At 60.7% G+C, this 26,118-nt stretch carries 30 protein-coding genes; 20 read left to right on the top strand and 10 right to left on the bottom strand.

From position 1 onward, the window contains the following. Positions 1-42 precede the first annotated feature (42 nt). From AC1DIS_RS15420 to AC1DIS_RS15375, 10 genes are all read left to right on the top strand, one after another. Positions 43-729 (top strand): YggS family pyridoxal phosphate-dependent enzyme, encoded by a 687-nt coding sequence (locus tag AC1DIS_RS15420; RefSeq protein ID WP_018928706.1) that lies wholly within the window; start codon positions 43-45, stop codon positions 727-729. A 34-nt stretch (positions 730-763) separates the two neighbouring features. After that, positions 764-1,582 carry a pyrroline-5-carboxylate reductase gene (gene proC, locus AC1DIS_RS15415; RefSeq protein WP_018928705.1) on the top strand — a complete coding sequence of 273 codons (819 nt, stop codon included), beginning with the start codon at positions 764-766 and terminating at the stop codon, positions 1,580-1,582. 10 nt (positions 1,583-1,592) lie between these two features. Next, complete coding sequence (locus AC1DIS_RS15410; RefSeq protein WP_018928704.1) at positions 1,593-2,183, top strand: YggT family protein; 591 nt, start codon at positions 1,593-1,595, stop codon at positions 2,181-2,183. 4 nt (positions 2,184-2,187) lie between these two features. Beyond that, positions 2,188-2,481 (top strand): DUF167 domain-containing protein, encoded by a 294-nt coding sequence (locus AC1DIS_RS15405; RefSeq protein WP_018928703.1) that lies wholly within the window; start codon positions 2,188-2,190, stop codon positions 2,479-2,481. Positions 2,482-2,577: 96 nt separating this feature from the next. Then, entirely contained in the window at positions 2,578-3,717 is a 1,140-nt protein-coding gene (metX, locus tag AC1DIS_RS15400; RefSeq protein WP_018928702.1) for a homoserine O-succinyltransferase MetX, read from the top strand. A 7-nt stretch (positions 3,718-3,724) separates the two neighbouring features. Beyond that, positions 3,725-4,345, top strand: coding sequence for a methionine biosynthesis protein MetW (metW, locus tag AC1DIS_RS15395; RefSeq protein WP_007939351.1), 621 nt, complete (start codon positions 3,725-3,727; stop codon positions 4,343-4,345). A 26-nt stretch (positions 4,346-4,371) separates the two neighbouring features. Beyond that, positions 4,372-4,806, top strand: a complete 435-nt coding sequence (locus AC1DIS_RS15390) for a DUF4426 domain-containing protein (RefSeq protein ID WP_018928701.1) — start codon at positions 4,372-4,374, stop codon at positions 4,804-4,806. Continuing rightward, positions 4,803-5,399 carry an RdgB/HAM1 family non-canonical purine NTP pyrophosphatase gene (gene rdgB, locus AC1DIS_RS15385; RefSeq protein ID WP_007939349.1) on the top strand — a complete coding sequence of 199 codons (597 nt, stop codon included), beginning with the start codon at positions 4,803-4,805 and terminating at the stop codon, positions 5,397-5,399. Before AC1DIS_RS15390 ends, rdgB begins: the two co-directional genes overlap by 4 nt. After that, positions 5,396-6,598: a radical SAM family heme chaperone HemW gene (gene hemW, locus AC1DIS_RS15380; protein WP_477743623.1), complete on the top strand. Its 1,203-nt coding sequence runs from the start codon at positions 5,396-5,398 to the stop codon at positions 6,596-6,598. Before rdgB ends, hemW begins: the two co-directional genes overlap by 4 nt. 9 nt (positions 6,599-6,607) lie before the next feature. Further along, on the top strand, positions 6,608-6,931 hold the full coding sequence (locus AC1DIS_RS15375; protein WP_018928699.1) for a DUF3392 domain-containing protein: 324 nt from the start codon (positions 6,608-6,610) through the stop codon (positions 6,929-6,931). Positions 6,932-7,054: 123 nt separating this feature from the next. On the opposite strand, the gene trmB is transcribed toward AC1DIS_RS15375, so the two are convergent. The 4 genes from trmB to AC1DIS_RS15355 all read right to left on the bottom strand — a co-directional run bounded on the left by trmB (position 7,055) and on the right by AC1DIS_RS15355 (position 9,310). Further along, positions 7,055-7,780, bottom strand: a complete 726-nt coding sequence (gene trmB, locus AC1DIS_RS15370; protein ID WP_018928698.1) for a tRNA (guanosine(46)-N7)-methyltransferase TrmB — start codon at positions 7,778-7,780, stop codon at positions 7,055-7,057. Between the two features lie 9 nt (positions 7,781-7,789). Then, a complete protein-coding gene (locus AC1DIS_RS15365) occupies positions 7,790-8,584 on the bottom strand; it encodes a thiazole synthase (protein WP_007939343.1) in 795 nt (264 codons plus the stop codon). A 63-nt stretch (positions 8,585-8,647) separates the two neighbouring features. Then, the gene (gene thiS / locus AC1DIS_RS15360) at positions 8,648-8,848 is read right to left on the bottom strand and encodes a sulfur carrier protein ThiS (protein ID WP_007897898.1); all 201 of its coding nucleotides are present in this window, start codon (positions 8,846-8,848) and stop codon (positions 8,648-8,650) included. 90 nt (positions 8,849-8,938) lie between these two features. Further along, the gene (locus AC1DIS_RS15355; RefSeq protein ID WP_019580607.1) at positions 8,939-9,310 is read right to left on the bottom strand and encodes a DUF423 domain-containing protein; all 372 of its coding nucleotides are present in this window, start codon (positions 9,308-9,310) and stop codon (positions 8,939-8,941) included. Positions 9,311-9,384: 74 nt separating this feature from the next. On the opposite strand from AC1DIS_RS15355, the gene mtgA reads away from it, so the two are divergent. Beyond that, positions 9,385-10,107, top strand: a complete 723-nt coding sequence (mtgA, locus tag AC1DIS_RS15350; protein ID WP_477743622.1) for a monofunctional biosynthetic peptidoglycan transglycosylase — start codon at positions 9,385-9,387, stop codon at positions 10,105-10,107. Positions 10,108-10,206: 99 nt separating this feature from the next. Here the strand turns inward: mtgA and rpoH are convergent, their stop codons facing one another. The 4 genes from rpoH to ftsY all read right to left on the bottom strand — a co-directional run bounded on the left by rpoH (position 10,207) and on the right by ftsY (position 14,379). After that, positions 10,207-11,061, bottom strand: coding sequence for an RNA polymerase sigma factor RpoH (rpoH, locus tag AC1DIS_RS15345; RefSeq protein WP_007897890.1), 855 nt, complete (start codon positions 11,059-11,061; stop codon positions 10,207-10,209). A 113-nt stretch (positions 11,062-11,174) separates the two neighbouring features. After that, complete coding sequence (gene ftsX / locus AC1DIS_RS15340; protein ID WP_018928695.1) at positions 11,175-12,200, bottom strand: permease-like cell division protein FtsX; 1,026 nt, start codon at positions 12,198-12,200, stop codon at positions 11,175-11,177. After that, on the bottom strand, positions 12,197-12,868 hold the full coding sequence (gene ftsE, locus AC1DIS_RS15335; protein WP_477780957.1) for a cell division ATP-binding protein FtsE: 672 nt from the start codon (positions 12,866-12,868) through the stop codon (positions 12,197-12,199). Before ftsE ends, ftsX begins: the two co-directional genes overlap by 4 nt. Next, on the bottom strand, positions 12,865-14,379 hold the full coding sequence (ftsY, locus tag AC1DIS_RS15330; protein WP_477748749.1) for a signal recognition particle-docking protein FtsY: 1,515 nt from the start codon (positions 14,377-14,379) through the stop codon (positions 12,865-12,867). The genes ftsE and ftsY overlap by 4 nt, the downstream gene beginning before the upstream one ends. A gap of 345 nt (positions 14,380-14,724) precedes the next feature. Between ftsY and AC1DIS_RS15325 the strand changes: the two genes are divergently transcribed. The 5 genes from AC1DIS_RS15325 (at position 14,725) to AC1DIS_RS15305 (ending at position 20,104) form a co-directional block, all read left to right on the top strand. Next, positions 14,725-16,080: a M16 family metallopeptidase gene (locus AC1DIS_RS15325; protein ID WP_018928691.1), complete on the top strand. Its 1,356-nt coding sequence runs from the start codon at positions 14,725-14,727 to the stop codon at positions 16,078-16,080. Continuing rightward, on the top strand, positions 16,073-17,563 hold the full coding sequence (locus AC1DIS_RS15320) for a M16 family metallopeptidase (protein ID WP_018928690.1): 1,491 nt from the start codon (positions 16,073-16,075) through the stop codon (positions 17,561-17,563). The genes AC1DIS_RS15325 and AC1DIS_RS15320 overlap by 8 nt, the downstream gene beginning before the upstream one ends. After that, a complete protein-coding gene (gene rsmD, locus AC1DIS_RS15315; RefSeq protein WP_018928689.1) occupies positions 17,563-18,174 on the top strand; it encodes a 16S rRNA (guanine(966)-N(2))-methyltransferase RsmD in 612 nt (203 codons plus the stop codon). The genes AC1DIS_RS15320 and rsmD overlap by 1 nt, the downstream gene beginning before the upstream one ends. 73 nt (positions 18,175-18,247) lie before the next feature. Beyond that, a complete protein-coding gene (locus tag AC1DIS_RS15310) occupies positions 18,248-19,258 on the top strand; it encodes a hydrolase (RefSeq protein WP_018928688.1) in 1,011 nt (336 codons plus the stop codon). A 3-nt stretch (positions 19,259-19,261) separates the two neighbouring features. Further along, the gene (locus tag AC1DIS_RS15305; protein ID WP_018928687.1) at positions 19,262-20,104 is read left to right on the top strand and encodes an AraC family transcriptional regulator; all 843 of its coding nucleotides are present in this window, start codon (positions 19,262-19,264) and stop codon (positions 20,102-20,104) included. A gap of 51 nt (positions 20,105-20,155) precedes the next feature. Here the strand turns inward: AC1DIS_RS15305 and AC1DIS_RS15300 are convergent, their stop codons facing one another. Together AC1DIS_RS15300 and AC1DIS_RS15295 are read right to left on the bottom strand one after the other, a co-directional pair. After that, positions 20,156-21,010, bottom strand: a complete 855-nt coding sequence (locus tag AC1DIS_RS15300) for a sulfurtransferase (protein WP_086944402.1) — start codon at positions 21,008-21,010, stop codon at positions 20,156-20,158. A gap of 33 nt (positions 21,011-21,043) precedes the next feature. Next, complete coding sequence (locus AC1DIS_RS15295) at positions 21,044-21,715, bottom strand: TetR/AcrR family transcriptional regulator (RefSeq protein WP_018928685.1); 672 nt, start codon at positions 21,713-21,715, stop codon at positions 21,044-21,046. A 146-nt stretch (positions 21,716-21,861) separates the two neighbouring features. Between AC1DIS_RS15295 and AC1DIS_RS15290 the strand changes: the two genes are divergently transcribed. The 4 genes from AC1DIS_RS15290 to coaD all read left to right on the top strand — a co-directional run. After that, positions 21,862-23,292: a coniferyl aldehyde dehydrogenase gene (locus tag AC1DIS_RS15290; protein WP_430954440.1), complete on the top strand. Its 1,431-nt coding sequence runs from the start codon at positions 21,862-21,864 to the stop codon at positions 23,290-23,292. A 28-nt stretch (positions 23,293-23,320) separates the two neighbouring features. Then, positions 23,321-23,866 carry a twin-arginine translocation pathway signal protein gene (locus tag AC1DIS_RS15285; protein ID WP_477743620.1) on the top strand — a complete coding sequence of 182 codons (546 nt, stop codon included), beginning with the start codon at positions 23,321-23,323 and terminating at the stop codon, positions 23,864-23,866. Positions 23,867-23,939: 73 nt separating this feature from the next. After that, positions 23,940-25,535, top strand: coding sequence for a GMC family oxidoreductase (locus tag AC1DIS_RS15280; protein WP_477780956.1), 1,596 nt, complete (start codon positions 23,940-23,942; stop codon positions 25,533-25,535). A gap of 115 nt (positions 25,536-25,650) precedes the next feature. Continuing rightward, positions 25,651-26,118: pantetheine-phosphate adenylyltransferase (gene coaD, locus AC1DIS_RS15275; protein ID WP_477780955.1), on the top strand; the 468-nt coding region annotated here is incomplete at its 3' end.

The following is a 26,118-nucleotide window of genomic DNA, read 5'->3' as shown; positions in this document are numbered from 1 at the left end:
CCAGTAGAATGCCGCGAACCTTCAGACCGCTGGCGCCTCTTGATGTCCACGATAGCAGACAACACTCTTCAGGTTAGTTCACGCATCCAGGCAGCAGCCAAAGCCGCCCACCGCGATGAGAACAGCATCCAGCTATTGGCCGTGAGCAAAACCAAGCCCGCCGAGGCCCTGCGTGAAGCCTATGCCGCCGGGATCCGCGACTTTGGCGAAAACTACCTGCAGGAAGCCTTGGGCAAACAGCTCGAATTGGCCGACCTGCCCTTGATCTGGCACTTCATCGGCCCCATTCAATCGAACAAGACTCGCGCTATCGCCGAGCACTTCGACTGGGTGCACTCCGTGGATCGTTTGAAAATCGCACAACGCCTGTCCGAACAGCGCCCTGCCGATTTGCCGCCCTTGAACATCTGCATCCAGGTCAACGTCAGTGGTGAAGCCAGCAAATCCGGCTGCACCCCGGCCGACCTGCCCGCCCTGGCCGATGCCATCAGTGCGCTGCCGCGTTTGAAACTGCGCGGGCTGATGGCGATTCCCGAGCCGACTGAAGATCGCGCCGCCCAGGACGCTGCCTTTGCTGCCGTGCAGAGCCTGCAAGCCAGCCTGAACCTGCCACTCGACACACTTTCCATGGGCATGAGCCACGACCTCGAGTCGGCCATCGCCCAGGGTGCCACTTGGGTCCGCATCGGTACGGCCCTGTTTGGCGCCCGCGATTACAGTCGACCATGAACATGGCTGACTCACCTCTCTATAAGGACCTGACATGAGCAAGACTCGTATTGCCTTTATCGGAGCCGGCAACATGGCCGCCAGCCTGATCGGCGGCCTGCGCGCCAAAGGTCTGGACGCCGCGCAGATCCGCGCCAGCGATCCGGGCGAAGAAACCCGTGCCCGCGTGAAAGCCGAACACGGCATCGAAGTGTTTGCCGACAACGCCCAAGCCATTGAGGGCGTGGACGTGGTCGTGCTGGCGGTCAAGCCACAGGCGATGAAAGCCGTTTGCGAAGCCATTCGCCCAAGCCTCAAGCCGAACCAGCTGGTGGTGTCGATTGCGGCCGGCATCACCTGCGCCAGCATGAACAACTGGCTGGGTGCCCAGCCCATCGTGCGCTGCATGCCCAACACCCCGGCGCTGGTGCGCCAGGGTGTGAGCGGTTTGTACGCCACGGCCCAAGTGAGCGCCGAGCAACGCCAGCAGGCCCAAGAGCTGCTGTCGGCAGTCGGCATCGCTTTGTGGCTGGACGAAGAACAGCAACTGGACGCGGTCACCGCCGTTTCCGGCTCTGGCCCTGCGTATTTCTTCCTGCTGATCGAAGCCATGACCGCCGCTGGCGTGAAGCTCGGCCTGCCACCCGAAATCGCTGCACAACTGACCGTGCAAACCGCGCTGGGCGCTGCACACATGGCAGTCGCCAGTGATGTCGACGCCGCTGAACTGCGTCGCCGCGTGACCTCGCCTGCGGGCACCACCGAAGCGGCGATCAAAGCGTTCCAGGCCGGCGGCTTCGAAGCCCTGGTGGAAAAAGCACTCGGCGCCGCCGCGCACCGCTCGGCCGAGATGGCCGAACAACTGGGCAAATAAGGAGCCTTACATGATTGGATTGAACACTGCGGCGATTTACGTGCTGCAAACCCTCGGCAGTTTGTACCTGCTGATCGTGCTGCTGCGTTTCGTGCTGCAACTGGTGCGCGCAAACTTCTACAACCCGCTGTGCCAGTTCGCCGTGAAAGCCACCCAGCCACTGCTCAAGCCACTGCGCCGGATCATCCCGAGCCTGTTCGGCCTGGACATGTCCTCGCTGGTGTTGGCAATCCTCGTGCAACTGGCGTTGATGGCCCTGACCCTGCTGCTGACCTTCGGCACCACCGGTAACCCGCTGCAATTGCTGATCTGGTCGCTGATCGGCGTAACGGCGCTGTTCCTGAATATCTTCTTCTATGCCCTGATCATCAGCGTGATCCTGTCCTGGGTCGCGCCGGGCAGCCACAACCCCGGCGCCGAGCTGGTGAACCAGATCTGCGAGCCGGCCCTGGCGCCGTTCCGCAAGATTCTGCCAAACCTCGGCGGCCTGGATATCTCGCCGATCCTGGCGTTCATGGTGCTCAAGCTGATCGACATGCTGGTAATCAACAACCTCGCAGCCTTGACCATGATGCCGCAGGTCCTGCGCCTGCTGATCTGATCCGGTGAGCTACTTTCGCTGGGACGGTGATGACCTGATTCTGGAATGTCACCTGCAACCTGCGGCCCGCAGCGATGATTTCTGCGGACTGCACGGTGATCGCCTGAAGATCCGTCTGACGGCGCCGCCGGTCGAGGGCAAGGCCAATGCGTACCTGATGGCGTTTCTGGCCAAGGCGTTCGGGGTTTCCAAGAGCCAGGTCAGCCTGATCAGCGGCGAGTTGAACCGGCAGAAGCGGGTGCGGATCTGTTCGCCGAAGAAGCTGCCGGATTTGCCGGATCTGGTGCGCCCGGCCTGACCTCAATGTGGCGAGGGAAAATCAGGCCCGGCCTTTGCTTGCCGCTAGCCACAGCGGTCTTTAGACTTACGCCTCATTTCAATGAGAGCAGGGTCGATGCCAGCTGCCTTCCCCCCCGATTCTGTTGGTCTGGTGACGCCGCAAGTGGCGCACTTCAGTGAACCCCTGGCCCTGGCCTGCGGTCGTTCGCTGCCCGCTTATGACCTGATCTATGAAACCTATGGCACGCTGAACGCCACGGCGAGCAATGCCGTGCTGATCTGCCATGCCTTGTCCGGTCACCATCACGCCGCCGGCTTCCACAGCCCCGACGACCGCAAACCCGGTTGGTGGGACAGCTGCATCGGCCCCGGCAAACCGATCGACACCCGCAAATTCTTCGTGGTCAGCCTGAACAATCTCGGCGGTTGCAACGGCTCCACCGGCCCCAGCAGCGTCAATCCGGAAACCGGCAAGCCGTTTGGCGCCGACTTCCCGGTACTGACCGTGGAAGACTGGGTGCACAGCCAGGCACGCCTTGCCGACCTGCTCGGCATCGGCCAATGGGCGGCGGTGATCGGCGGCAGTCTGGGCGGCATGCAGGCCTTGCAGTGGACCATCACCTATCCGGATCGCGTGCGGCACTGCCTGGCGATCGCCTCGGCACCGAAACTGTCGGCGCAGAACATCGCGTTCAACGAAGTCGCACGCCAGGCGATTCTTACCGACCCGGAGTTCCACGGCGGTTCATTCCAGGAATACGGGGTGATCCCCAAGCGCGGGCTGATGCTGGCGCGAATGGTCGGGCACATCACGTACCTGTCCGATGACTCCATGGGCGAAAAATTCGGCCGCGGTCTGAAGAGCGAAAAGCTCAACTACGACTTCCACAGTGTCGAGTTCCAGGTCGAAAGCTACCTGCGCTATCAAGGCGAGGAGTTTTCCGGACGTTTCGACGCCAACACCTACCTGCTGATGACCAAGGCGCTGGACTACTTCGATCCTGCGGCGAACTTCGACGATGACCTGGCGAAAACCTTCGAAGGCGCGAAAGCCAAGTTCTGTGTGATGTCCTTCACCACCGACTGGCGTTTCTCCCCTGCCCGCTCGCGGGAGCTGGTGGACGCGCTGATGGCGGCCAGGAAAGACGTCTGCTATTTGGAGATCGACGCTCCGCAAGGCCACGATGCCTTCCTGATTCCGATCCCGCGTTACTTGCAGGCCTTCAGCAATTACATGAACCGCATATCGCTTTGAGGAAGACATGAGAGCCGATCTGGAAATCATCCAGGAATGGATCCCCGCCGGCAGCCGCGTGCTCGACCTCGGCTGCGGTGACGGCGAGCTGCTGACCTGGCTGCGTGACCACAAGCAGGTCACCGGCTATGGCCTGGAAAACGACCCGGACAACATTGCCGAGTGCGTCGCCAAAGGCATCAACGTCATCGAGCAGGACCTGGACAAGGGCCTGGGCAACTTTGCCAGCAACAGTTTCGACATCGTGGTCATGACCCAGGCCCTGCAAGCCGTGCATTACCCGGACAAGATCCTCGACGAAATGCTGCGGGTCGGTCGCCAGTGCATCATCACCTTCCCCAACTTCGGCCACTGGCGCTGCCGCTGGTACCTGGCGAGCAAGGGCCGGATGCCGGTTTCGGAGTTTCTGCCGTACACCTGGTACAACACGCCAAACATTCACTTCTGCACCTTCGAAGACTTTGAAGCGCTGTGTCGCGAACGTGAAGCCAAGGTCATTGATCGACTTGCCGTGGATCAACAGCATCGACACGGGTGGGCCAGTAAGCTATGGCCTAATCTGTTAGGTGAGATCGGTATCTATCGCGTCAGCAGCCCCGGTCTGCCGGACCACAAGGTCGCGGTCTGAATCACGACACTTCGAGGAGAACGATCATGGGTCGTCTAGCGCTGTTTGTACTTACTGCCTGCCTGAGCGTCACCGCCATGGCCGCCGACGTCATCAAAAGCGAACGCCAGGAAACATTTGGCGATGTGACAGTGCACTACAACACCTTCAACTCGACTTATCTGACACCGGACATCGCCAAGGCTGCCGAGCTGATCCGCAGCAAGAACCAGGGCGTGATCAACGTCTCGGTGATCAAGGACGGCAAACCGCAAACCGCACAAGTCAGCGGGACGGTCAAAGACCTGACCAGCCAAAGCGTCCCATTGCAGTTCAAACAGATCACCGAAACCGGCGCGGTCTACTACATCGCCCAGTATCCGGTGCCACAGCAGGAAATCCGCACCTTTGAAATCAAGGTGCAGACCGGTGACAAAATCAACACCATCAATTTCAACCAAGAGCTCTTCCCCGGCGAATGATCAATTTCACGCAACTCGTACTGGCCAGCCATAACGCCGGCAAACTCAAGGAACTCCAGGCCATGCTGGGCGAATCGGTGCACTTGCGCTCGATCGGCGAGTTCAGCAGCGTCGAGCCTGAAGAAACCGGCCTGTCGTTCGTCGAAAACGCCATTCTCAAGGCCCGCAATGCCTCGCGTATTTCCGGCCTGCCGGCCTTGGCCGACGATTCGGGGCTGGCGGTGGATTTCCTTGGCGGTGCGCCGGGTATCTATTCGGCCCGTTATGCCGACGGCAAGGGCGATGCGGCGAATAACGCCAAACTGCTCGACGTCATGAAAGACGTGCCGCAAGCCGAGCGCGGCGCGCAATTCGTCTGCGTGTTGGCGCTGGTGCGTCATGCCGACGATCCGTTGCCAATCCTTTGCGAAGGCCTGTGGCATGGGCGCATCCTGACCCAGGCCAGCGGTGAGCACGGTTTTGGCTACGATCCGCTGTTCTGGGTGCCGGAGCGCGAGTGCTCCAGCGCCGAGCTTAAGCCCAGCGACAAGAACCAGATCAGTCACCGCGCCCGTGCAATGGATCTGCTGCGCCAGCGTCTGGGCTTGAAATGACCATTGAATCGTCCGCGTCGCCGCTGATCTTCGGCGGCGCGCAATCGCCTCGGGCCGCTTTGCCTGTGCTGCCGCCCTTGGCGCTGTACATCCACATCCCGTGGTGTGTACGCAAATGCCCTTATTGCGACTTCAACTCCCACACCGCTAGCCCGGTGCTGCCGGAACAAGAGTATGTGGACGCCCTGCTCTCCGACCTCGATCAGGACCTGCATGCGGTCTATGGCCGCGAACTGAGCTCGATCTTCTTTGGTGGCGGTACGCCGAGCCTGTTCAGCGCCGAGGCGTTGGGCCGTTTGCTCAAGGGTGTCGAGCAACGTATTCCGTTTGCCAGCGACATAGAAATCACCCTGGAAGCCAACCCAGGAACGTTCGAGCAGGAGAAATTCCGCGCCTACCGGGCGCTGGGCATCAATCGCCTGTCGATCGGTATCCAGAGCTTTCAGGAAGAAAAACTCAAGGCGCTGGGACGGATCCACAACGGCGATGAAGCCGTGCGGGCCGCCGACATGGCGCGCCAGGCTGGCTTCGACAACTTCAATCTGGACCTGATGCACGGTTTGCCCGATCAGACTCTGGACGATGCCCTGAGCGACCTGCGCCAGGCCATCGCCTTGAGGCCGACGCACCTGTCCTGGTATCAGCTGACCCTGGAGCCGAACACGGTGTTCTGGAACCAGCCGCCGACGCTGCCGGAAGATGACGCCCTGTGGGACATTCAAGAGGCCGGCCAGGCGCTGTTGGCCGAACACGGTTACGCGCAGTACGAAGTCTCGGCCTATGCCCAGCCCGGCCGGCCAGCGCGGCATAACCTCAATTACTGGAGTTTCGGCGACTTCATCGGCATCGGCGCCGGTGCCCACGGCAAGCTCAGCCATCCGGACGGGCGCATCGTACGCACCTGGAAGACTCGCCTGCCGAAGGATTACCTCAATCCGGCCAAAAGCTTCAAGGCTGGCGAGAAAGCGCTGAGCAACGAAGAACTGCCGTTCGAGTTCCTGATGAACGCCTTGCGCCTGACCGAGGGTGTCGAAGCGCGGTTGTATACGGAGCGCACCGGGCTGCCCCTGGAAAGCCTTGCCGAAGGCCGCCGAGAGGCCGAACAAAGTGGCTTGTTGCAGGTCGAACCGTCACGTCTGGCAGCCACGATGCGCGGACAACTCTTTCTCAATGACTTGCTGCAGACTTTTCTGACATAAGGAAATCGAATGGATCTGGTACTCGACCTGCTCGCCACCGTGTCCCGCTGGAGCCGTAGCAACCTGTCGGAAATCTCTCTGGCACTGGTGGGCTGCCTGCTCGTGCTGTTTGGCGCCGACCTCAAGGGCTGGGTCGACCAACGCCTGGGCAGCATCGCCGGCGCCTTGCGCATCCCGCTGATGGCCCTGCTGTGCATGGTCGGCAGCGGCGTAGCACTGATCTATGCCACGCCATGGATCATCAAAGGCTTGAGCCAGTTCAACAACTACAGCCTGGCGCCGGTGTTGTTGGTGGTGCTGGTGTTGATCGGGGTTGTGGCAGACCGCCGCTAAGCCGGGCACAACACAAATCCCGTAGGAGCGAGGCTTGCCCGCGAAGAACGATGACACGGTGTATCAGTTACACCGCGGCGTCCCCTTCGCGGGCAAGCCTCGCTCCTACGGATTTCAGGTCGGTCAGCTCTGCTTTTCGAACTTCAGATCCCACACGCCATGCCCAAGACGTTCGCCGCGGCGTTCGAACTTGGTGATCGGGCGTTCGGCCGGGCGCGGGACGCACTTGCCGTCTTCGGCGAGGTTGCGATAGCCCGGAGCGACGTTCATCACTTCCAGCATGTACTCGGCGTACGGCTCCCAGTCGGTGGCCATGTGCAACACACCGCCGACCTTCAACTTGCTGCGCACCAGCTCAGCGAACGATGCCTGAACGATACGACGCTTGTGGTGACGGCTCTTGTGCCACGGATCCGGGAAAAACAGCATCAGGCGGTCGAGGCTGTTGTCGGCGATGCAACGGTTGAGCACTTCGATCGCATCGCAATCGTAGACACGCAGGTTGGTCAGGCCCTGAGTCAGCACGCCATTGAGCAGCGCGCCAACACCCGGACGGTGAACTTCAACGCCAATGAAATCCTGCTCCGGCGAGGCCGCGGCCATTTCCAACAGCGAATGGCCCATGCCGAAACCGATTTCCAGCGAGCGCGGCGCCGAACGGCCGAACACCTGGTCGAAATCCACCGGCGCATCGGCCAGAGGCAGCACGAACAGCGGAGCGCCCTGCTCCAGGCCGCGTTGCTGGCCTTCGGTCATGCGCCCGGCGCGCATCACGAAACTCTTGATGCGGCGGTGTTGGCGCTCTTCGCCTTCTTCCTGCTGGATAGGCGTGTCGTTTGATTCAGTCATCAATGGCTCTTACTTGATCAGACCATCCAGCGGCGAGGAGGCGCTGGCATAGAGTTTTTTCGGCATGCGGCCCGCGAGGTAGGCCAGACGACCTGCCACGATGGCGTGTTTCATGGCTTCAGCCATCATGATCGGCTGCTGGGCATGGGCAATGGCCGAGTTCATCAGCACCGCTTCACAGCCCAGCTCCATGGCGATGGTGGCGTCGGAGGCAGTACCGACACCGGCATCCACCAGCACCGGAATTTTCGCCTCTTCGAGGATGATCTGCAGGTTGTACGGGTTGCAGATCCCCAGGCCCGAGCCGATCAAACCAGCCAGCGGCATGACTGCGATACAGCCGATTTCCGCCAGTTGACGGGCAATGATCGGATCATCGCTGGTGTACACCATCACGTCGAAGCCTTCCTTGACCAGCACTTCGGCGGCCTTGAGGGTTTCGATCACGTTGGGGAACAGGGTTTTCTGATCCGCCAGCACTTCCAGCTTCACCAGGTTGTGGCCGTCGAGCAGCTCACGGGCCAGGCGGCAGGTGCGCACGGCTTCAATGGCGTCGTAGCAACCGGCAGTGTTCGGCAGGAAGGTGTAGCGATCCGGCGACAGGACTTCGAGCAGGTTCGGTTCGCCCGGGTTCTGGCCGAGGTTGGTCCGGCGCACGGCGAAGGTGACGATCTCGGCACCCGAAGCCTCGATGGCCAGGCGGGTTTCTTCCATGTCACGGTACTTGCCGGTGCCTACCAGCAAACGCGACTGGTAAGTACGACCGGCCAGGACGAAGGGCTTGTCGCTACGAACGATGCTCATGGGAAATCCTCTGTTGGGGTGAGGTTCTTGCACAATGATTCTGTGGCCGCTCGGGCCGGGCGGCTAGCCGCCGCCGATGGCGTGTACCACTTCGACCGAGTCGCCGTCGTTCAGCGTGGTTTCAGCGTGCTGGCTGCGCGGGACGATATCCAGATTGAGCTCGACCGCCACCCGGCGCCCGGTCAGTTCCAGACGGGTCAGCAGGGCCGCAACGGTTTCACCGTCGGGCAGTTCAAGGGATTCGCCGTTCAACTGAATGCGCATGCCGAATGCCGCCATCATTTTTAGGGGCTGGCATTCTAGCCCGATCAGACTTGGCGACCCAAGCCATTCGTCACGAAATGGACTGCGTGGTCAGCTCAGCCGCCAGGCGGCTAGCCCCAGGCAAACCCAGCCGACCAGAAACGCGAGGCCGCCGAACGGTGTAACGATCCCGAGCTTGCTGACGCCGGTCATCGTCAGCAGGTACAGGCTGCCGGAAAACAACACAATGCCGAGAGCAAAAGACGCGCCGGCCCAGGTAATCAGACGACCGGGAATCTGCGTGGCCAGCAATGCAACACCCAGCAACGCCAGGGTATGCACCAGTTGATAAGTGACGCCCGTGTGGAAAATCGCCAAATACTCAGGCGTCAGGCGGTTTTTCAGGCCGTGGGCGGCGAATGCGCCCAAGGCAACGCCGGTGAATCCGAAGAAAGCGGCAAGCATCAGAAAGCCACGCAGCATGAAGAACTCCAGTCAGACTCGATCAGCAGGGTCTGTATAATGGCCGGCTCAACGGGTTCGGCCAAGCCATCTCTATGCTGCAGTTAATTTTCCGTCGTTTCACAAAGGCCCTGCTCTGGTTCGCGGTCGGCAGTGTTTTGCTGGTTCTGCTGTTTCGGGTGGTGCCGCCACCGGGAACGGCATTGATGATCGAGCGCAAGATCGAATCCTGGTTCGACGGCGAGCCCATCGATCTGCAACGCACCTGGAAACCCTGGGATGAAATCTCCGACGACCTGAAAGTCGCGGTGATTGCCGGTGAAGACCAGAAGTTTGCCGAGCATTGGGGCTTTGATTTCAGCGCGATTCAGGCGGCGTTTGCACATAACGAACGCGGCGGCTCGATTCGCGGCGCAAGCACCCTGAGCCAGCAAGTGTCGAAAAACCTGTTTCTGTGGTCTGGCCGCAGCTGGCTGCGTAAAGGCCTGGAAGCCTGGTTTACCGGGCTGATCGAAGTGTTCTGGCCCAAGCAGCGGATTCTTGAGGTATACCTTAATAGCGTCGAGTGGGATGAAGGTGTGTTCGGCGCCGAAGCAGCGGCCCGGCATCACTTTGGCGTGGGCGCTGGTTCGCTGTCCCGGCAGCAGGCAAGTTTGTTGGCCGCGGTACTGCCGAACCCGCGGGTGTGGAGTGCCAGCCATCCGACTTCTTACGTTGCAAGGCGGGCGGGGTGGATTCGCCAGCAGATGAATCAGTTGGGCGGGGACAGCTATCTGGTCGGCCTCAACGATTCCCGCCGGGCGCCATGGGCTCAATGACACCGAAGATCCCACAAAGTCGACGCTAAACCGGAAATTGGACAGAAACAAAAACGCCCCGATCAATGATCGGGGCGTTTTTTATTGCCTTCGCGCGGGTTACGCAGCGATCGACAACTTGAGCTTGTTCATCGCGCTCTTCTCGAGCTGACGAATACGCTCGGCCGACACGTTGTACTTCTGCGCCAGGTCATGCAGCGTGGCTTTTTCTTCTGCCAGCCAGCGCTGGTAGAGAATGTCGCGGCTGCGGTCGTCCAGCACTTCAAGCGCTTCGTGCAGGTTGTGGTTGGAGTTGTCGCTCCAGTCGGCATCTTCCAGTTGACGGGCCGGGTCGTACCGGTGGTCTTCCAGGTAGTTGGCCGGCGATTGGAAGGCACTGTCGTCGTCCGCTTCCGCGGCCGGGTCGAAGGCCATGTCATGGCCGGTCAGGCGACTTTCCATCTCGCGCACTTCCCGCGGCTCTACGCCGAGGCTTTCCGCCACACGGTGGACTTCCTCGTTGTTCAGCCAGGCCAGACGTTTCTTCTGGCTGCGCAGGTTGAAGAACAGCTTGCGCTGAGCCTTGGTGGTCGCGACTTTGACGATCCGCCAGTTGCGCAGGATGAACTCGTGGATTTCCGCCTTGATCCAGTGCACCGCAAAGGACACCAGGCGCACACCCATTTCCGGGTTGAAACGCTTGACCGCTTTCATCAGGCCGACGTTGCCTTCCTGGATCAGGTCAGCCTGGGCCAGGCCGTAACCGGAATAGCTACGGGCAATGTGTACGACAAAACGCAGGTGGGCGAGCACCATCTGCCGAGCCGCCCCCAAATCCTGCTCATAATAGAGACTCTCGGCCAGTTCGCGCTCCTGCTCCGGCGTCAGCAATGGAATGCTATTCACCGTGTGCACATAGGCCTCCAGGTTCGCACCCGGGACCAGAGCATATGCAGGCTGCAAAGAATTGGTCATACGAAAAAACCTCCGACTTACATAACTCGTGCAGTTCAGCACTGCGAAAATTGACCGGAAACCAAAAAACAAGTTCCCATAAACGCTGAAAGGTCAATACGAGCAAAATGATATTACTTTGGCGCAAGCTCCCGCAGGTGGCGTGCGACTGCAATCCATGCACCGATATACCCCAACAGCACCGCGCCAAGCAAGAGCGACAGACCGTCGGCAACTGGCACTCCGGCCAGCGCAAAATCACTGCCGTACAAACCGGCCAGTCCAACCACCGCGTCGTTCAGCCAGTTCAGGCCGAACGCCAATACGCCCCAGGAAAGAATCCCCGCACCGAAGCCATATAGCGCGCCCATGTACAGAAAGGGCCTGCGCACATAACTGTCCGTGCCGCCGACGAGTTTAATCACTTCTATCTCTGTGCGGCGGTTTTCAATATGAAGACGAATGGTATTGCCTATCACCAAAAGTAATGCAGAAACCAAAAGCACGGTCAGACCGAAGACAAAACGGTCGCCCAGCTTGAGGATGGCCGCCAGACGCTCGACCCAGACTAGATCAAGTTGCGCCTGTTGTACCTTCGGCAACTCGGAAAGTTTTTGTCGTAATGCTTCAAGCGCAGGCTTGTCGACCTCTTTCGGAGTCACCAGGACCACGCCCGGGAGCGGGTTTTCCGGCAGTTCCTTGAGGGCTTCGCCCAGACCGGACTGCTGCTGGAATTCTTCCAGCGCCTGATCGCGACCCACGTATTCGGCATCCGCTACGCCCGGCATGCCTTTGATCTGCTCACGCAACGACTCACCCTCGGCAGGGCTGGCCTCAAGTTGCAGATACAGGGAAATCTGCGCCGCACGCTGCCAGGAGCCACCGAGACGCTCGACGTTATTCAGCAAAAGTGACAGACCCATCGGCAAGCTCAGGGCCACCGCCATCACCATGCAGGTGAAAAAACTGCCGATCGGGTGCTTGCCCAAGCGACGCAAGCTGTCCAGCAAACTGGCACGATGACTTTCGATCCAGGCGCGGAACAGCGTGGCGAAATCCGGGCCATCGTCATCGTCGCGTTTTTTCTTCTGCTGTGGTTGCGGGTCGGCGGCCTTCGGGGCCACACGCTCGGAAACCTTGGGGCTACGTGTCGCACTCATACGYCAGCCTCCCCGTCGCCGATCAATCGGCCACGCTGCAGGGTCAGCATGCGATGACGCATGCGGGCAATCAGCGCCAGGTCGTGACTGGCGATCAGCACGCTGGTGCCCAGACGGTTGATGTCTTCGAACACGCCCATGATTTCTGCCGCCAGACGCGGGTCGAGGTTACCGGTCGGTTCATCCGCCAGCAGCAAGGCCGGGCGGTGAACGATGGCGCGAGCGATGCCGACGCGCTGTTGCTGGCCGGTAGACAGGTCGCCAGGGTAGAGATCGGTTTTGTCCGAGAGCGCCACGCGCTCCAGGGCCGAGTCCACGCGCTTGACGACCTCGRCCTTGGACAGGCCAAGGATCTGCAACGGCAACGCGACGTTATTGAACACCGTGCGATCGAACAGCAACTGGTGGTTCTGGAACACCACGCCGATCTGTCGGCGCAGGAACGGAATCTGCGCATTGCTGATGGTGCTCAGGTCTTGCCCGGCCAGCAGCAATTTGCCGGTGGTCGGACGCTCCATGGCCAGCAACAGCCGCAACAAGGTGCTTTTACCGGCGCCGGAATGGCCGGTGACAAACAAGAATTCGCCCCGACGGACTCGAAAGCTCAGCTCATGCAAGCCGACGTGACCGTTCGGGTAGCGTTTACCGACCTGTTCGAAACGAATCATGAACGCTCCCGCTCGGCAAACAATGCCTGGACAAAGGGTTCTGCTTCAAAAGTACGCAAATCGTCGATGCCTTCACCAACGCCGATGTAACGGATCGGCAAGCCAAACTGCTTGGCCAGGGCGAAAATCACCCCACCCTTGGCCGTGCCGTCGAGTTTGGTCAGCGCCAGGCCGGTCAATTCGACGGTCTGGTTGAATTGCTTGGCCTGGTTGATGGCGTTCTGGCCGGTACCGGCGTCGAGCACCAACAGCACCTCATGAGGCGCGTCGGCATCGAGCTTGCCGATCACCCGGCGAACCTTCTTCAACTCTTCCATCAAATTGTCTTTGGTGTGCAGGCGACCGGCGGTGTCGGCGATCAACACATCAATGCCACGGGCCTTGGCGGCCTGCACAGCGTCGAAAATTACCGAAGCCGAGTCGGCGCCGGTGTGCTGGGCGATCACCGGAATCTTGTTGCGCTCGCCCCAGACCTGCAGTTGCTCGACCGCTGCGGCGCGGAAGGTGTCACCGGCGGCGAGCATGACTTTCTTGCCTTCCAGTTGCAGCTTCTTCGCCAGCTTGCCGATGGTGGTGGTTTTGCCGGCACCGTTGACGCCGACCACCAGAATCACGAACGGCTTGTTCTGCGAGGTGATTTTCAGCGGCTGCTCGACCGGTTTGAGCATCGCTGCCAATTCGGCTTGCAGGGATTTGTACAGCGCGTCGGCATCGGCCAGCTCCTTGCGGGCGACTTTCTGAGTCAGGCGCTGAATGATCACCGACGTCGCTTCGACGCCGACATCGGCGGTCAGCAGACGGGTTTCGATGTCTTCGAGCAGTTCGTCATCAATGGTTTTCTTGCCGAGGAACAGGCTGGCCATGCCCTCGCCAATGCTGGCGCTGGTCTTGGACAGGCCTTGCTTGAGACGGGCGAAGAAACCGGCTTTGGTCTCTTCGGTACGCACAGGCTCGACTGGAGTTTCGAGGGGCGCAACCGGTGTGGCGGCAACAGGAGCGATGACGGGTGCAGGCGCTGGAGCAACCGGAGCAACCGGAGCAACAAATGCTGGCACTACAGGCTCTGGAACCACTGGAGCAGGTTCGGCCACGAACACGGGTGCAACGGCTGCCGGTGCAACGACTGCCGGCTCAACCACTGGCGCCCGAACCGGCTCCGGAGCAAACGCAGTCGGAGCCGGAATCGGTGGCGTGATGTGCGGCGCTTGCTCATCTTCAACCAGCGCCACCGGCTCTTCCGCTACCGGCAAAGTCAGCCACGGCGTGGCAACTGGCGTCAGCGGCAATGGGGCCGCGACTTCGGTTTCAGGTACGAGCGCGGCCGCAGGTTGCAGCACCGGCTCGGCAATCGGCGCAGGCTTTTGCTCTATAACCGGTGCCGGGGTTGGCTCAGAAAGTGGCTGTGGCTGTTCGACAACGGGTTCCTGCGGCTTTTTGCGCAGCCATCCGAACAGGCTTTTCTTCTCACCAGCCGCGGCTGGGGTCTTCTTGTCGTCGTTGGAACCAAACATGGAGGACGGCTATCTCACGGTAGCGACGCGCCAAAAGGCGCCTCGGCAAATAAATAATTCGATGCTGAACAGACTGCGATTCATCCAGCTTGTTCACGCGCAACATTTTGTCGAGGAGCCAACGGCGCCTCAAAGGTCGACTAATACGAAGGACTGGAACGGCATCGTCGGCGAAAACGCAGAGTTTAGCTGACAAACTCAAAGCTTCTGCCGGTAACCCATACAACCTGCAAGCCGATCAAAGGCTTGATAGGCGTGGCCGCCAGTAAAACGGATCAGTATCCTAGCACCCTCTCGCCCGCCGACGCTAAGACCAAGCGGGCAGCCCAACAGGTTTAAAAACGAATGAATGCTCTAGCCCGCCGCGCTGCAGGCCTGCTGCTCAGCACAGTTTGTCTGCCCCTCTCGGCCCTGGCTGCCGATCCACAACCGACCCACGAATTCACCCTCGACAACGGCCTGAAGGTTGTCGTGCGCGAAGACCATCGTGCGCCGGTCGTCGTTTCCCAGATCTGGTACAAGGTCGGCTCCAGCTACGAGACCCCGGGCCAGACCGGGTTGTCCCACGCGCTGGAACACATGATGTTCAAGGGCAGCGAGAAAGTCGGCCCCGGCGAAGCCTCGCTGATCCTGCGCGACCTCGGCGCCGAAGAGAACGCTTTCACCAGCGACGACTTCACCGCGTATTACCAGGTGCTGGCCCGCGACCGTCTTGGCGTGGCCTTCGAACTGGAAGCCGACCGCATGGCCAACCTGCGCCTGCCGGCCGACGAGTTCACCCGCGAAATCGAGGTGATCAAAGAAGAGCGTCGCCTGCGCACCGACGACAAGCCGATGTCCAAGGCCTACGAACGTTTCATGGCCATGGCCTACCCCGCCAGCGGTTACCACACGCCGACCATCGGCTGGATGGCCGACCTCGACCGCATGAAAGTCGAAGAACTGCGCCATTGGTACCAGTCCTGGTATGTGCCGAACAACGCCACTCTGGTGGTGGTCGGCGATGTGACCCCGGACGAAGTCAAAACCCTGGCCCAGCGTTACTTCGGCCCGATCGCCAAGCGCGACGTGCCACCGGCGAAAATCCCGCTGGAGCTGGCTGAGCCCGGCGAACGCAAGATCACCCTGCATGTGCAGACCCAATTGCCGAGCCTGATGCTGGCCTTCAACGTGCCGAGCATTGCCACCGCCGAAGACAAACGCTCGGTGAACGCCCTGCGCTTGATTTCCGCCCTGCTTGACGGCGGCTACAGCGGCCGCATCCCGACGCAACTGGAACGCGGCGAAGAGCTGGTGTCCGGCGGGTCGTCGAGCTACGACGCCTATACCCGTGGCGACAGCCTGTTCACCTTGTCGGCTTCGCCGAACACCCAGAAAAATAAAACCATGGCCCAGGCCGAAGCCGGCCTGTGGAAACTGCTCGAACAACTGAAAACCACCGCGCCATCCGCTGAAGAACTGGAGCGGGTACGAGCGCAGGTCATTGCCGGCCTGGTTTTTGAGCGTGACTCGATCACCAGCCAGGCCACCGCCATCGGACAGTTGGAAACCGTCGGCCTGTCCTGGAAACTGATGGACACCGAACTCGCCGACCTGGAAAGCGTGACCCCGCAAGATATCCAGAAGGCCGCCAAGCTGTATTTCACCCGCGAACGTCTCAGCGTCGCCCATGTACTGCCACAGGAGACGACTCATGAGTGAGCGTAAAAAGTCGCGTCTGGCCCTGATCGGCCTGATCGCTGTTGCACTGATCGGGTCTGCCGCCTTCTATCTGTCAAAACCCGACGAGTCCAACGCCAGCGAAGCCCTCGACAAGGCCAAGTCCAGCCAAAAGCTGCAATCGCTGGCCGAACTCGACGGCAAGGCCCCAAGCCATCGCTCGCTGAACGTGCAGACCTGGAATACCGCCGAAGGCGCCAAGGTATTGTTCGTTGAAGCCCGTGAACTGCCGATGTTCGACATGCGCCTGATCTTCGCCGCCGGCAGCAGCCAGGACGGTGATGCACCCGGCCTGGCATTGCTGACCAACGCCATGCTCAACGAAGGTGTGGCCGGCAAAGATGTCGGCGCCATCGCTCAGGGCTTCGAAGGATTGGGCGCCGACTTCAGCAACGGCGCGTACAAGGACATGGCGCTTGCCTCCCTGCGCAGCCTCAGTGCCGTGGACAAGCGCGAGCCTGCCTTGAAGCTGTTCGCTGAAGTCGTCGGCAAGCCGACCTTCCCCGCCGACTCGTTTGCGCGCATCAAGAACCAGATGCTCGCCGGCTTCGAATACCAGAAACAGAACCCCGGCAAACTCGCCAGCCTGGAGCTGATGAACCGTTTGTACGGCGATCATCCGTACGCACACTCCAGCGACGGCACAGCCAAGAGTATTCCCCCGATTACCCTGGCGCAGTTGCGAGCCTTCCATCAGAAAGCCTACGCCGCCGGCAACGTGGTGATTGCGCTGGTAGGCGACCTGTCGCGTGCCGAGGCAGAGGCAGTTGCCGCACAAGTGTCCGCCGACCTGCCCAAAGGCCCGGCCCTGGCGAAAATCGAACAACCGACCGACCCCAAGCCCAGCATCGGCCACATTGAGTTTCCGTCCAAACAGACCAACCTGATGATCGCGCAACTGGGTATCGACCGTGACGATCCGGATTACGCAGCGCTGTCCATGGGCAACCAGATTCTTGGCGGCGGCGGTTTCGGCACCCGGCTGATGAGCGAAGTGCGCGAGAAGCGTGGCTTGTCGTATGGCGTGTATTCGGGTTTCAGCCCGATGCAGGCTCGCGGCCCGTTCATGATCAACCTGCAAACCCGCGCCGAAATGAGCGAAGGCACCCTGAAACTGGTGCAGGATGTGCTCGCCGACTACCTTAAGACCGGCCCCACCGAGAAAGAACTCGACGACGCCAAGCGTGAACTGGCCGGCAGCTTCCCGCTGTCCACCGCCAGCAACGCCGATATCGTCGGTCAGCTCGGCGCCATGGGCTTTTACAACTTGCCGCTGAGCTACCTGGAAGACTTCATGCAACAGTCCCAGAGCCTGACCGTCGAGCAAGTCAAAGCCGCACTGAACAAACACCTGAGCACGGATAAACTGGTCATCGTCAGCGCTGGCCCGACCGTGCCACAAAAGCCGTTGCCGGCCCCTACTGACAAACCTGCCGAGCAGCCGCTCGGGGTTCCGGAGCATTAATGGCCACTCGCCCAAAAAAACCTGTCCACAACGTGCATAACGGTGTGAACCAACTGCGCATCATCGGTGGCGAATGGCGCAGCCGAAAGCTGAGCTTCCCGGATGCTCCGGGCCTGCGCCCGACGCCGGACCGGGTGCGGGAAACCCTGTTCAACTGGCTCGCGCCTTACGTCGCCGGGGCCAAGGTACTCGATCCGTTTGCCGGCAGCGGCGCGCTGTTCCTGGAAGCCTTGTCCCGTGGCGCCGCCATGGGCCAGGCGCTGGACGCCAGCAACATCGCGGTGTCCAGCCTGAAAGAACATCTGGGCACCCTGCGCTGCACCAACGGCCAGGTACAGACTGCCGACGCCTTGCGCTATCTGGAAACCCAACCGGCCACGGCGTTCGACCTGGTATTCCTCGACCCGCCGTTCAATCAGAATCTGTTGCCTGTGGTTTGCACTCTGCTCGAAGAACGTCATTGGCTGGCCGACGATGCGTGGGTCTACACTGAAAGCGAAAGCGCACCGTCGATATTGGGTTTGCCAGAAAATTGGCGCCTGCATCGGGAGCAAAAATCGGGACGTGTGTACTACGCGTTGTGGCAACGTATGGCAGGGATCGCCGGCTAGTCCGGCCTGAGAAAACGGTGCGAAGCTCAGTCAGCTAACGCTGCGGGTACGCGCCGCAGCATCGAGAGCAATCGTGTCCCATCTGCCAGAACGTTTCACCCCTGCCTTCACGCCCGCCTACGGCCTGGGTAATCCGCACTTACAAACCTTGTGGGGACCGCTATGGCGCAAAACCACACATATCGAGCGTGAGCGCGAGCGATTGTGGCTTGAAGATGGCGATTTCCTTGACCTGGACTGGCACGGCCCACACAGCGCGAATGCACCGTTGGTGCTGGTATTGCACGGCCTGACCGGCTCGTCGAATTCGCCTTATGTGGCCGGCATGCAGAAAGCGTTGGGTGCCCAGGGTTGGGCCAGCGTCGCGTTGAACTGGCGAGGCTGCTCCGGCGAGCCCAATCTGTTGCCGCGCAGCTACCATTCCGGGGCCAGTGAAGACTTGGCCGAAACCATCAGGCACCTGCGCACCCAACGCCCCCTCGCGCCGCTGTATGCGGTCGGTTATTCCATGGGCGGTAACGTGTTGCTCAAGCATCTGGGTGAAACCGGCAGCAACAGCGGTGTACTCGGTGCGGTGGCAGTGTCGGTGCCGTTTCGCCTCGATCACTGTGCCGATCGTATCAGCCAGGGTTTTTCCCAGTTCTACCAAGCGCATTTCATGCGAGAGATGGTCGCCTACATCAAGAACAAGCAACGCAGATTCCAGCATGAGGGACATGAGGATGGCCTGGCGGCATTGGAGGCGCTGGGCTCTTTGGAGAACTTGCGCACCTTCTGGGATTTCGACGGCCGGGTCACCGCACCGCTCAATGGTTTCGCCGATGCCGCGGATTACTATCGTCGCGCTTCGAGTCGTTATTTCCTTGGAGAGATTCGCACGCCGACCCTGATTATCCAGGCGGCTGACGATCCGTTTGTGTTTCCGCATAGCCTGCCGCAAGCCGACGAATTGTCCGCCAGCACTCAATTCGAGCTGCAGGCCAAGGGCGGGCATGTCGGTTTCGTCGAGGGTTCGTTCAGACAACCGGGTTACTACCTGGAACGGCGCATTCCCCAATGGCTGGCCGCCACTGGGCGCAAGTAAACAGTGGAAGTCGATCAGGGCGAGTCGATCCACTTCTGGCAAACGGCACCGCTGGCCGGGGTCGAGTTGTTGTCTGCGCGCTACATTGAACACCGTTTCGCCCCGCATGTGCATGACGGCTATGTGATCGGCATGATCATGGCCGGCGCCCAGCGTTATCGCTATCGCGGTGCCGAGCATCTGGCGGGCAGCGGCACGCTGGTGCTGATCAATCCGGACGAACTGCACACCGGCCACAAAGGTACGGAAGACGGTTGGTTGTACCGGGCGTTTTATCCCGACAGCGGGCAAATTCTCTCGCTGCTGGAAGAGCTTGAACTGCCGAGCGACACCTTGCCGGTGTTTGGCGCCACGCTGTACCGCGACCCGGACCTGGTGAGGGGGTTCTGCCAACTGCATCGACTGCTGGAAAGTCCGTCCACGGCCCTGCAGCAGCAAACGGTCTGGCGGGAAATGATGTTGTCGCTGTTGCAACGCCACGCAGCTGTCCCGATCGCCGGCAAACCCGGCAAGGAACACCGCGCGGTGACCTTGGCCAAAGAACGGCTGCAATCGCAATTGGCGGCGCCGCCCTCGCTGGAAGAACTGGCGGCGACGGTGAACCTGTCCCCTTTCCACTTCGCCCGGGTGTTCCGCCGCACCACCGGCATGCCGCCGCACGCCTGGCTGATGCAGCAGCGTATCGCTCGGGCACGGGCGTTGTTACAGGACGGCTGTCTGCCGCTGGAAGTCGCGACGCAACTGGGTTTTGCCGACCAAAGTCATCTGAGTCGGCAATTCAAGCAGGTTTATGGCGTTGGACCGGGAGCGTATCGCAGCGCGCGGCAATTGCCCGACCATAGATGACAACGAAGATCCAAATGTGGGAGCAGGCCCGCTCCCACATCTGCTCTGCGCTTACTCGCCGGTGGCGACGCCTCGTGCAGGGTCGTTGATCCACTCACTCCACGAACCGGCATACAACGCCCCCAATGGATAACCCGCCAGGCACAGGGCGAACAGGTTGTGGCAGGCCGTCACGCCGGAACCGCAATACGCGACCAGCTCCGTCGGCGAACGATCACCGAGCTTCGCGGCAAACCGCTGCTTGAGCTGATCGGCGGGCAGAAAACGTCCGTCGCTGCCCAGGTTTTCGGTGAACGCGGCGCATTGTGCGCCGGGAATGTGCCCGGCAATCGGATCGATCGGTTCCACTTCGCCCTTGAAGCGCGGCAGGGCGCGGGCGTCGAGCAAGGTCAACGCGGGCTGGCCGAGACGTTTCTGGAGCTGTTTGGCGCTGAGCACCAGCGAAGCATCCGGCGTCCCGGTGAAGGTGCCGCGATTGATCGACGGCGGATCAAGACTCAGGGGTAATCCGGCGGCATGCCAGGCTTTCAGCCCGCCATCGAGAATGAACACACCGTCGCGCTTGCCCAGCCAGGCCAGCAACCACCAGGCCCGCGCCGCGTAGGCGCCTGGACCGTCATCGTACAAAACCACTTCGCTGTCGGCATTGATGCCCCAGGCTTGCAGGCGCTCGATCAGCTTTTCGGGTTCAGGCAACGGATGACGCCCGGTAACCCCCTTGACCACCGCCCCGCTCAGATCACGCTCGAGATCGGCAAAACTCGACCCGGCAATATGCCCTTCGGCATAACTGCGCTGACCATAATCCGGGTCTTCGAGGGCAAAACGACAATCCAGAATCACCAGCCCCGGGGTCTCCTTTTTCAGGTCCAACGCTTGCGGGCTGATCAGTTGCGCAATGGGCATAACGGGCTCCTGTGATGTTGTCAGTCTTGAATCCTAATGCACTTCTTCCAGCGCCTGGGCCAGTGGCACGTAAAATTCGTCGAACAGCGCATTTACCGCGTCGCGCGATTGATCGGTGACGAACCCGGCCTCAAGCACCAACACCTGATACACGCCGCGCTTAATAGCCTGTTCGCTCAAGTGGTTGGAGTTTTCCCGCGTGGTGCACAGAAACCGCACCCACGACGTGAGGATGATCCAGGCGTTCAGCGTCAGGGACTCGATCTGAACCTTATCCATGTTCAGGATGCCAGCGGCGACGAACCCTTCGTAAATGGCGGTGCCCTGGATCAGGCAGCGCTGGGAAAAGCGCCGGTAACGGGCGGCCAGCTCGGGATCGCTGTCGAGCAAGTGCTCGAGGTCGCGATGCAAAAAACGGTAACGCCACATGGCGGCGAGCAATTCCTTGAGGTAGAAGCGCTTGTCTTCGACCGTCGCGGCGCGGCCCTGGGGTGGGCGCAGGAAGCTGTCCACCAGGCTTTCGTACTCACTGAACAGCACAGCGATGATCGCCTGCTTGTTGGGGAAGTGGTAGTACAGGTTGCCCGGAGAAATCTCCATGTGGGCAGCAATGTGGTTGGTGCTGATGCTGCGCTCGCCCTGCTGATTGAACAGCTCCAGGCTGTTCTGCACGATGCGCTCGCTGGTTTTGATCCGAGGGGCCATGGCTTGAGCTTTAATTCAGAGTGCGGTGACGGGCATCTTACGACCTATCCGTGGGTGGATAAAACAAAGCTGCGTCAGGATGTCATTTGACTTTTTAGAGTACTGACTCTAAAAATCCCCTCATTACAATAAATCCGGAGCCGACCATGCCTGCTGACATCGCCTACCTGAAGAACTTGCAGCAGCCTCTGGACGAGCTCCAAACCCTGTTCGATGCTCAACGCGCTGCGTATACRGGCAACCCGATGCCGCCAGCAGCTCAGCGCCAACAATGGCTAAAGGCATTGCGGGACCTGTTGAGCAATGAGCGCCAGGCCTTGATCGACGCCATCAGCCAGGATTTCAGCCACCGTAGCGCCGACGAAACCCTGCTCGCCGAATTGATGCCCAGCCTGCACGGTATTCACTACGCCAGCCAACACCTCAAAAGCTGGATGAAGGCCTCGCGGCGTAAAGTCGGCATCGCCTTTCAACCCGCCTCGGCCAAAGTCGTTTATCAACCGCTGGGCGTAGTCGGGGTGATCGTGCCGTGGAACTACCCGTTGTATCTGGCCATCGGGCCACTGGTGGGGGCGCTGTCGGCGGGTAACCGGGTGATGCTCAAACTCAGCGAATCGACCCCCGCCACCGGTTTGCTGCTCAAGGAATTGCTGGGGCGGATATTCCCTCAAGACCTGGTTTGCGTGGTGCTCGGCGAGGCCGACATCGGCGTGGCGTTCTCCCGGTTGCGCTTCGATCACCTGCTGTTCACCGGCGCCACCAGCATCGGCAAACACGTGATGCGCGCCGCCGCCGAGAACCTGACTCCAGTGACCCTCGAACTGGGCGGCAAGTCCCCGGCCATCGTTTCCCGCGATGTGCCGCTCAAGGATGCCGCCGAACGCATCGCTTTCGGCAAGACCCTCAACGCCGGGCAAACCTGTGTCGCCCCGGACTACGTGCTGGTGCCGGAAGACCGCGTCGGCTCCTTCGTCGAAGCCTATCGCCAGGCAATTCGCGGGTTTTATCCGACCCTGGCCGACAATCCGGACTACACCGCCATCATCAATGACCGACAACTGGCGCGGCTCAACGGTTACCTCAGCGACGCTACCAGCAAGGGCGCGCTGCTGATTCCACTGTTCGATCAGGGCCAGGGCCGACGCATGGGTCATAGCCTGCTGCTCAACGTCAGCGACGACATGACGGTGATGCAGGACGAAATTTTCGGCCCGCTGTTGCCGATCGTCCCCTACAAGGATCTCGATGAAGCATTTGCCTACATCAACCAACGGCCTCGTCCGCTGGCGCTGTATTACTTCGGCTACGACAAGCGCGAGCAAAACCGCGTTCTCCACGAAACCCATTCCGGCGGCGTATGCCTCAATGACACCTTGCTGCACGTTGCCCAGGACGACATGCCGTTCGGCGGCATCGGCGCCTCGGGCATGGGCCACTACCACGGCCATGAGGGTTTCCTGACCTTCAGCAAGGCCAAGGGCGTGCTGATCAAACAGCGCTTCAACGCGGCGAAGCTGATCTATCCGCCGTACGGCAAATCCATTCAGAAACTGATCCAGAAGCTGTTTATCCGCTAACGATCAACACCGCCGGGTAATAACAATAATGAGCCCAAGCCTGTCCGACACACCCGCGCTGTCACGGCGCGGCCTGCTTAAATTCAGCCTGGGCGCCAGCGCCTTTCTGGCCACAGCCGGATTCGGCGCGAGCCTCAGCGGCTGCTCGTCGAGCACGGCGGCCAGCGGTTTCGCGACTCTGCGCAGCGGTGACCTGTTGTTTCTGCGGGCACTGATCCCGGTGATGCTCGACGGAGCCGTGGCCGTCGAGAAAATGCCGGCCGCCGTCGAAGGCACCCTCAAAAGCCTGGATTACAGCCTCGATCACCTGTCGCCGGAAATGCTCAAGCTGACCCGACAATTGTTCGATGCGCTGGGGATGAGCATCACCCGCGGCCCACTGACCGGGATCTGGGGCAGCTGGGAAAACGCCAGCAGCGAAGCCATCCGACATTTTCTCGACCGTTGGGAAAACAGCTCGTTGAGCCTGCTGCGCATGGGCCATAGCTCGTTGCTGCAAATGGTGATGATGGCGTGGTACAGCCGGGCGGAGTCTTGGGCGCATTGTGGGTATCCGGGGCCGCCTACGGTCTGAAACCGTGGCGTCCCTTTCGCGGGCAAGCCGCCTCACCATCGCACCCAAAACATAACAACAAGAGAACCCGAACATGCCCGTACCCGATCCGTTTCGCGAAGGCCTGGCCCGTGGCTGGAAAACCTATAACGGTTCGCAATTGCCCCAGGACCTGACCCTCGAAGCGGATGTGGCGATCATCGGCAGCGGTGCCGGCGGCGGAACCACCGCCGAAATCCTCAGCGCCGCAGGCTACAAGGTCTTGCTCATCGAAGAAGGCCCACTCAAGACCAGCAGCGACTTCAAGATGCTCGAAGATCAGGCCTACACCAGCCTCTATCAGGAAGGCATCGGGCGCATGAGCAAGGACGGTGCGATCACCATCCTCCAGGGCCGGGCGGTGGGCGGTACCACGCTGATCAACTGGACTTCGAGCTTTCGCACCCCGGATCAGACGCTCGAACACTGGGCCAAAGAACATGACGTCGTAGGCCACACACCGGCCGAGATGGCGCCCTGGTTCGAGAAAATGGAACAACGCCTGGGCGTCGCCCCGTGGCTAGTACCGCCCAACGCCAACAACGACGTCATCCGCAAAGGCTGCGAAAAACTCGGCTACGCCTGGCATGTGATCCCGCGCAACGTGCGCGGCTGCTGGAACATCGGCTACTGCGGCATGGGTTGCCCGACCAACGCCAAACAATCGATGCTGGTCACGACCATCCCGGCGACCCTGGAAAAAGGTGGCGAGCTGCTCTATCTGGCCCGCGCTGAAAAGTTGTCGATCAAGGACGCCAGGGTCACGGGTCTGCACTGTGTGGCGATGGATGAGCGTTGCGTTGCCCCTACCGGACGCACAATCACGGTCAAGGCACGGCATTACGTGCTGGCCGGCGGCGGGATCAACAGCCCGGCGCTGCTATTGCGTTCAGAGGCGCCGGATCCCCATGAGCGACTGGGAAAACGGACGTTCCTGCATTTGGTCAACATGTCCGCCGGGCTGTTCGRCGAGGTGATCAACCCGTTCTACGGCGCGCCGCAGTCGATTTATTCCGACCATTTCCAGTGGCAGGACGGCATCACCGGCAAGATGTCCTACAAATTGGAGGTCCCACCGCTGCACCCGGCGCTGGCCACCACCCTGCTCGGTGGCTTCGGCACGGAAAACGCCCGGCACATGGAAAACCTTCCGCATACCCACGCCATGCTGGCATTGCTGCGAGACGGCTTTCACCCGGACAGCTCCGGCGGCAGTGTCGAATTACGCAGTGACGGCACGCCGGTGCTCGACTATCAGGTTTCATCGTATGCCTGGGACGGGTTGCGTCGGGCGTTCCATAGCATGGCCGAGATCCAGTTCGCCGGTGGCGCCAACGCCGTGATGCCGATGCATGCCGACGCCCGTTACGTCAGAACCCTCACCGAAGCGCGTGCCTTGATCAATGGATTGAGCCTTGAGCTGTATCGCACGCGCCTGGGCAGTGCTCATGTAATGGGCGGTTGTGCCATGGGTGAAGACCCGAAAAACGCCGTGACCGATAGCCTCGGCCGACATCACCAACTGCACAATCTATCGATTCACGACGGCTCGCTATTCCCCACCAGCATTGGTGCAAACCCACAATTGTCGGTCTACGGACTGACGGCACAACTGGCGAATTCACTGGCCCAGCGTTTGAAAAACCCATGAAAACGAGGAATATTCCCATCGTCTATAGTGCTTTCTTACCCAACAGGCGACTTGGCCGACCGGGAAGGCTGCGATACCATCCGACTCCCCAACGGACTCCCGCCAGGACGACGCGATGAACCGAGTGTTGTACCCAGGTACCTTCGACCCTATTACCAAGGGCCATGGCGATCTGGTCGAACGCGCCTCGCGCCTGTTCGATCACGTGATCATCGCCGTCGCCGCCAGCCCGAAGAAAAACCCGCTGTTTCCCTTGGAACAACGTGTGGAGCTGGCCCGCGAGGTCACCAAACATTTGCCGAACGTTGAAGTCGTCGGCTTCTCGACGCTGCTCGCGCATTTCGCCAAAGAGCAGAACGCCAATGTATTCCTGCGTGGTTTGCGCGCGGTGTCGGACTTCGAATATGAATTCCAGCTGGCCAACATGAACCGCCAACTGGCACCGGATGTGGAAAGCCTGTTTCTTACCCCGTCCGAGCGTTATTCGTTCATTTCCTCGACACTGGTCCGTGAAATCGCGGCCCTGGGCGGCGATATCACCAAGTTCGTCCACCCGGTGGTGGCCGATGCCCTCACCGAACGC

The sequence above is a fragment of the Pseudomonas sp. 05N433 genome, from assembly GCF_056396925.1.
The sequence above is the reverse complement of the archived record's forward strand: the minus strand, read 5'-3'. Positions and strand labels throughout refer to the sequence as shown.